We start from the raw sequence: 6,665 nt of genomic DNA on the forward strand, positions 1-6,665 counted from the left end.
TTGCAGTTAATCCCAAAGAAGATGGCAGCCTTGTTGTAATTGAAATGAATCCGAGGGTTTCTCGCTCTTCTGCGCTGGCCTCAAAGGCAACAGGTTATCCCATAGCAAAAGTTGCAACTAAGCTTGCTGTTGGCTATTCACTTGACGAAATACGCAACGATTGTGCGCCAATTATACCTGCTGCATTTGAACCAGTGGTTGATTACATCGTCACTAAAATTCCTCGTTTTGAATTCGAAAAATTTAAGGGAACGAATTGTGAGTTATCAACCTCCATGAAATCGGTGGGGGAAGTAATGTCTATAGGCCGCACTTTTAATGAATCACTACAAAAAGCCTTTCGTTCACTTGAAACTGGTCTCACGGGACTTGACGAAGTGTTCTCTGAAGGTACAGATGTTGATCATATAAAATCTCAATTAGCAAAACTGCTACCAAACAGATTGCTGATTGCTGCAGACGCAATGCGTCATGGAATAAGCATAGAAGAAATAAATGCGATTACAGGGTACGATTTGTGGTTTTTGCAAAATATACAGCAAATCATCTTAGCTGAACAAAAAATTAAAGAAGCTGGTTTGCCTGAAAGCGCGTACGAAATACTAGAGCTAAAGAAAATGGGATTTTCAGATGCAAGGTTGGCAAAATTAAGTAGCAAAAAAATAGAACAGATTGAAGCAATAAGGAAAAAGTTTAGCATTCATCCAGTTTATAAACATGTAGACACGTGTGCAGCCGAGTTTGAATCGGGTACTGCGTACATGTATGGCTGTTATGAAGGAGACGTTATAAATAAGACAGAATGCGAGGCGAATGTTTCTGACCGAAAAAAGGTTGTCATTTTAGGCAGTGGACCAAACCGTATTGGTCAGGGTATTGAGTTTGACTACGCATGCGTGCATGCAGTTTCTGCTGCCAAAGAAATGGGATATGAAACAATAATGATTAATTGTAATCCCGAGACTGTTTCAACTGATTATGATACTGCTGATCGTTTGTATTTTGCTCCACTAACCATAGAGGATGTGCTTGAAATACTAAACAAAGAGCAAGAGAATGGTACGCTAGTAGGTGTAATAGTGCAAATAGGTGGTCAAACGCCTTTAAAGTTAGCCAAAATACTAAATGAAAGGGATTTTAATATCTTAGGTACGTCTTTTGACTCTATAGACCTTGCTGAGGATCGTATGAGATTCAAAAACCTTGCTTTGCAGCTTAATTTAAAACAACCTGAGAACTCTATTTGTCATTCAGTGGAAGAAGCATTAGCCAACGCAGAGAAGGTGGGGTTTCCGTTAGTAGTCAGGCCATCCTACGTTCTGGGTGGTCAATCTATGTCAATTAAGCACGATATTGAGAGCTTTAAAGAATATGTACTGGATCAGACTAAGATTTTTGAACACGGGTCGTTGCTACTTGATAGATTCTTAGTCAATGCAGTTGAGGTTGACGTTGACGCTATATGCGATGGAGAAAAAGCTTTCGTTGCAGCAGTTATGGAGCATATTGAAGAAGCCGGAGTTCACTCTGGTGATTCAACTTGCTCGATACCAACAAACACGCTAAGTGATGAAGTCGTAAAAGAGATTGAATTGCAAACTGAAAGAATAGCTTTTGAATTAAAAGTGAAAGGCCTGATAAACATTCAATTTGCCATTCAAGAGAATGATATATACATACTGGAAGTGAATTTAAGAGCTAGCCGTACAGTTCCTTTTATTTCCAAGGTAGTCAATATTCCTATAGCAAAGCTTGCCACGCAAGTTATTCTAGGCAAAAAATTAGACCAAGAAAAGAAATCTCTTGATCACTTTGCAGTCAAAGCTGCTGTTTTTCCGTTTACACGTTTTTCGGAAATTGACACCCTGCTCGGTCCGGAAATGAAGTCAACAGGAGAGGTAATGGGAATCGACTTATCCTTTGAGGCTGCACTTGCAAAAGCTTACATGGCTGCTGGATATAAATTGCCAACAGAAGGAAAAGCTTTGATTTCGGTAAAAGATGATGATAAAGAATATATATTACCAGTTGCACGAATGTTGAAGGGGCTGGGTTTTGAAATATACGCCACTAAAGGCACAGCTTCGTATCTGAACAATAACGGCATTGCTGCAAAAGCTGTAAATAAAGTGAGAGAAGGCAGGCCCCACATAGTTGACATGCTTAAAGACGGAAAAATAAATCTAGTGATCAATACCTCAAAAGGTGTTAAATCAGTCTCAGACAGCAAGGACATTAGAAGGGCTGCTATTTTGCAAAATATAGCTTATAGCACCACAGCGTCTGGAAGTAAAGCGTTAGTACTTGCAATTCAATATGTAAAAAGCAGCAGGCTGGAAGTAAAGTCATTGCAGCAGATACAAAACGCTGTTTATAGTTAATAAAAATAGACCTTTTGCATAGCTTTCAGTAGCACGTTGGATTCAATAGAAACAAAAAAACTACTGATAAAAGTAGTTTTTTTTGAATATGCTAAAGCTATGCAAAAAGTCTATTGACTTATAGGCAAATGTGGCTACTATCTGTAGTATATTGGCATTAGGTACAATGTTTGAATTTGATCCTTTACCACTAGCTCGAGTTCAATTTGCTTTTACAATAAGCTTTCATATTATATTTCCTGCTTTCACAATCGGACTTGCAAGCTTTCTAGCCTTTTTAGAATGGTGTTGGCTTAGGACTGGTAATACAGCATTTTCATGATGTTTATAGATTCTGGGTCAAGGTTTTTGCCGTTGCTTTTGGCATGGGAGTGGTATCAGGAGTTGTTCTATCTTATCAAATTGGTACTAACTGGTCGGTCTTTTCTGATCGTGTAGCTAATGTTCTTGGTCCTCTGTTTTGCTTTGAGATTTTAACAGCTTTTTTTCTAGAGGCATCTTTTTTGGGCATTATGCTGTTTGGATGGAATAGGGTAAGTCCTCGTACGCACTTTGTTTCTACTTGTATTGTTGCAGTGGGAACACTTATTTCAGCTTTCTGGATTCTTGCAGCCAATAGTTGGATGCAAACAACTGCTGGATTCTCAGTTGGCGAGGGTGGGCTTCTATACCCAACCAATTGGCTAGAAGTTATTTTTAATCCTTCTTTTCCTTATCGTTTTGTTCATATGGTAACAGCAGCCTACCTTACAACAGCGTTTGTGGTGGGCGGTGTAGGGGCATTTATCTTTGGAAAAAGCGACATGTTCCTCAAGCAAAAATCATGCTTAGTATGGCAACTTTTATGGTGGCTTTGACTGCGCCGTTTCAGCTGCTTGTGGGGGACATACATGGACTCAATACATTAAAGCATCAACCTGCCAAAATTGCTGCAATGGAAGGTATATGGAAGACCGAGAAGGGTGCTGATCTGCGTTTGTTTGCTTATCCGGATCAACAGAACGAAATTAATCACTACGAGATAAAAGTTCCTAATCTTGCCAGCTTAATTTTAACACATGATTTTTTAGGAGAAGTAAAAGGGTTAAAAGAATGGAAAAAGGAAGATAGGCCACCTGTAATATGGGTATTTTGGTCCTTTCGTATAATGGTTGGAATCGGATTCTTAATGATTATGATTGGGTTAATTAGTGCTATACAATATTTTCGTGGCAGATTATTCCAAAGTTGCTTTTTACATGGATGGTGGATGTTAATGATGCCTTCTGGATTTATAGCATTACTTGCAGGTTGGTTTACTACTGAAATTGGTCGTCAACCTTACACTGTATATGGAATTCTACGCACAATCGAATCATTTTCACCTGCAATTACTGGTCCTCAGGTCGCATGGTCTTTAATTGCATTTATTGTTATGTATATTCTTATATTTGGAGCAAGCAGTTATTATATTTTAAAGCTGATATATAAAGGAATTCCTGTTATTAAAGAAGAAGAGCAATTTTATAAACACGGTATTGGAGCTTCAGTAATTGAGGCTGGTACATCTGGAAAGAGTAACAACCATGTTTGATTTTTCTTCATTAGTTAATTTACCACTAATCTGGGGATTACTAATAGCCACAGCTATTTTATTCTATGTTCTAATGGATGGGTTTGGTTTATGTATCGGTATTTTACTTCCCTTTGCACCATCGAATAAATGTCGTGATCATATGATAAACTCGATCGCACCATTTTGGGACGGAAATGAGACATGGTTGGTACTAGGTGGTGCAGGGCTATTTGCTGCTTTCCCTCTTGCATATTCAATATTAATGCCTGCTTTCTATATTCCTATAATTATTCATGCTACTTGGCCTTACCATGCGTGGTATATCTTTTGAGTTTTATTTTAAGGCAGAAGGGAAATCTAGACTGCTATGGAGTTGTGCCTTCCATTATGGGTCACTTGGTACTGCATTTTGTCAGGGCATGATTTTAGGTGCATTTATACGTGGTGTGAAAGTAAACGGACGCAACTTTTCTGGCGGCCAATTTGATTGGGCAAGCGCTTTTAGTGTGATGACAGGCATTGCTATAGTGTTTGGGTATGCACTTTTAGGCTCTACATGGCTCGTAATGAAAACAGAAGATATAACACAGAAATGGGCACGCAAGGTTGCTTCCTATACACTTAGTTTTGTGGGCATTTTTATGGCGCTAGTTAGTATAGTGATCCCATTTTTAAATGAGGGTATTAAGAACTTTTGGTTTAGTGTACCGAATCTTTATTATTTATTTTTTGTTCCACTTCTAACATCTTTGCTATTTTTCATATTATGGCTTGATCTCCAGGATGCTAAACGGGAGTACCGTCCATTTTTTCTCAGTATTGCTATTTTTTTTATGGGGTATTTAGGCTTAGGAATTAGTATCTATCCATGGATTATACCCTTTCACTATACTATTCTTGATGCGGCTGCTTCTGGGTCAAGTTTATCTTTGATGTTGGTTGTTACGGTACCACTTTTACCGCTTATTTTAACTTACACTGGGTATTCCTATTATGTTTTTCGTGGGAAATCAAGTAATGAACACACATATTAATAAGCTAATAATTTCGTGGTTAAAGCGTCACCCTCAGGTTAAACAATGGCTGTGGTTTGTTGTTTTATGGGTTGGTGGTTTATTAGCAGTACTGATATTAACTTACCAGGCTAAATTTATAGTTAATTTTTGTAAGTTTCTACTGTTCTCAATTGAATAAAAACCTTTATGTAAGGCGATATTACTGAAACCCTGCTGGTTTCGAAATGAATGCAATTTACTTTTCGTTTACAGGGCTACTTATGAAGTGACAATGAGTATAATATGCATATATTATACTTATATTCCTATTTGAAAGTTTTATTTATGCGGTCGTTTTTAAAAAAACTGGTCAACAAATTTTATTGCTTAAAGATGAGGAATAAAGTAATTGTCATTTCTAGTATTGCTCTTACTTTGCTGTTTTTTGTCAACAGTGTGTTTTTTAAGAAAGATCGAGCTGCTCATAATGATAGTGCACTGAGTAGCTTTTCAGTAAAGGTTCAGGAATGTGAGCCACAAAATCGCACTATATATTTAAATTTTTCTGGTACAGTGAATCCCTCACATAGAGCCAGCCTTATCTCAAAAGTAAGTGATAAAGTTACCGCCATTTATTTATCCGATGGTGAAAAGGTAAAAAAAGATGATGTAGTTTTGCAGATAGAAGATTACGGCAGAACTGAGCAAGTTGAACAAGCCAAGGCGCTTTTAAAGCAGCGCGAGATTGAATATAATTCTTCTGTCAAGCTGAGTAGAAAAGGCTACAGAGCTCAGATGCAGGTAGAAGCTGCTTTTACTGCGTTGCAGAGTGCAAAGGCTGACCTAAAGAGACTAGTGTTGGATTTAGAAAATGCTGCAGTTAAGTCCCCTATTGATGGTTATATAGATAAGATCAATACAAATGAAGGAGATTTTATTAACGCTGGGCACAAAATAGCTGACATAGTTAATTTTGATCAAATTCTTGTAGTGTTATACGTTTCAGAAAATGAAATAAATAAAATAGAGCTAGGTAGCACAGCTCAAGTTAATTTGCTAGATGGAAGGAAACTAGAGGGTAAAGTGAGTTTCATCAGTAAAATTGCTGAGCCTAAAACCGGATCCTACAGAGTCGAAGTAAAGATAACTAATAATGAAATGATATCCTTGCAAGGATTAACTGCTAGCGTAGAACTGTCTTCAGGCAAAAGGTTTGCATATAAAATTCCTTCTTCAGCTCTGAGCTTAAGTGATGAGGGTTCTCCTGGGATAAAGATTATTGATGACGATGGTTATGTAGTATTTATACCAGTAGAAATTGTTGATCATGAGAGCGATGGAACTTGGGTGGTAGCACATAACGAGGATAAACCTATAAAATTGATAGTGCTAGGCCACTTATTTGTTAAACCTGGTGATAAAGTTTTAGACTTCGGTTGTCAAGGATGTAGCGGTTAAGCAGCCAAAAAGTACCTTAGCGAGTGTTTTCTGATACGAAAATACACCAAGTAGTCTTTTTTATCATCCAAGTATCCCTCCTCCTGTCATTCTAGTGCTCCGACACTGGGATCCAGTTTTCCATAAAATGATGCATTTAACATAACTTTTATGCTTACCTACTTGATAAAATTCCAGAATTTTAGCGTCACGCGCTGGGGTGACACCACTTGTTGTAAAAACAAATGTTCATTCATAGATTGCAACTAGCTATAAACATTAAGAAATTTACCAGAT

Annotated in this window: 2 protein-coding genes and 2 pseudogenes; all 4 read left to right on the top strand. The window is 37.6% G+C overall.

What is annotated here, in order from left to right:
• A partial coding sequence (carB, locus tag DM84_RS04025) for a carbamoyl-phosphate synthase large subunit (RefSeq protein WP_250778487.1) occupies positions 1–2,381 on the top strand: 2,381 nt, incomplete at its 5' end.
• A gap of 166 nt (positions 2,382–2,547) precedes the next feature.
• Positions 2,548–3,954, top strand: a pseudogene (locus DM84_RS04030) (cytochrome ubiquinol oxidase subunit I).
• A pseudogene (gene cydB / locus DM84_RS04035) lies at positions 3,947–4,970 on the top strand (cytochrome d ubiquinol oxidase subunit II). The pseudogenes DM84_RS04030 and cydB overlap by 8 nt, the downstream one beginning before the upstream one ends.
• 306 nt (positions 4,971–5,276) lie before the next feature.
• Complete coding sequence (locus tag DM84_RS04040) at positions 5,277–6,389, top strand: efflux RND transporter periplasmic adaptor subunit (RefSeq protein ID WP_250778490.1); 1,113 nt, start codon at positions 5,277–5,279, stop codon at positions 6,387–6,389.
• The last annotated feature ends 276 nt before the right edge of the window (positions 6,390–6,665 follow it).

Source organism: Wolbachia pipientis (genome assembly GCF_023661085.1).
Lineage (GTDB): Bacteria > Pseudomonadota > Alphaproteobacteria > Rickettsiales > Anaplasmataceae > Wolbachia.

Bases quoted from the DNA above. Each gene is read 5' to 3' on its own strand.
- DM84_RS04040 (WP_250778490.1), top strand. From the start codon at position 5,277: ATGCGGTCGTTTTTAAAAAAACTGGTCAACAAATTTTATTGCTTAAAG.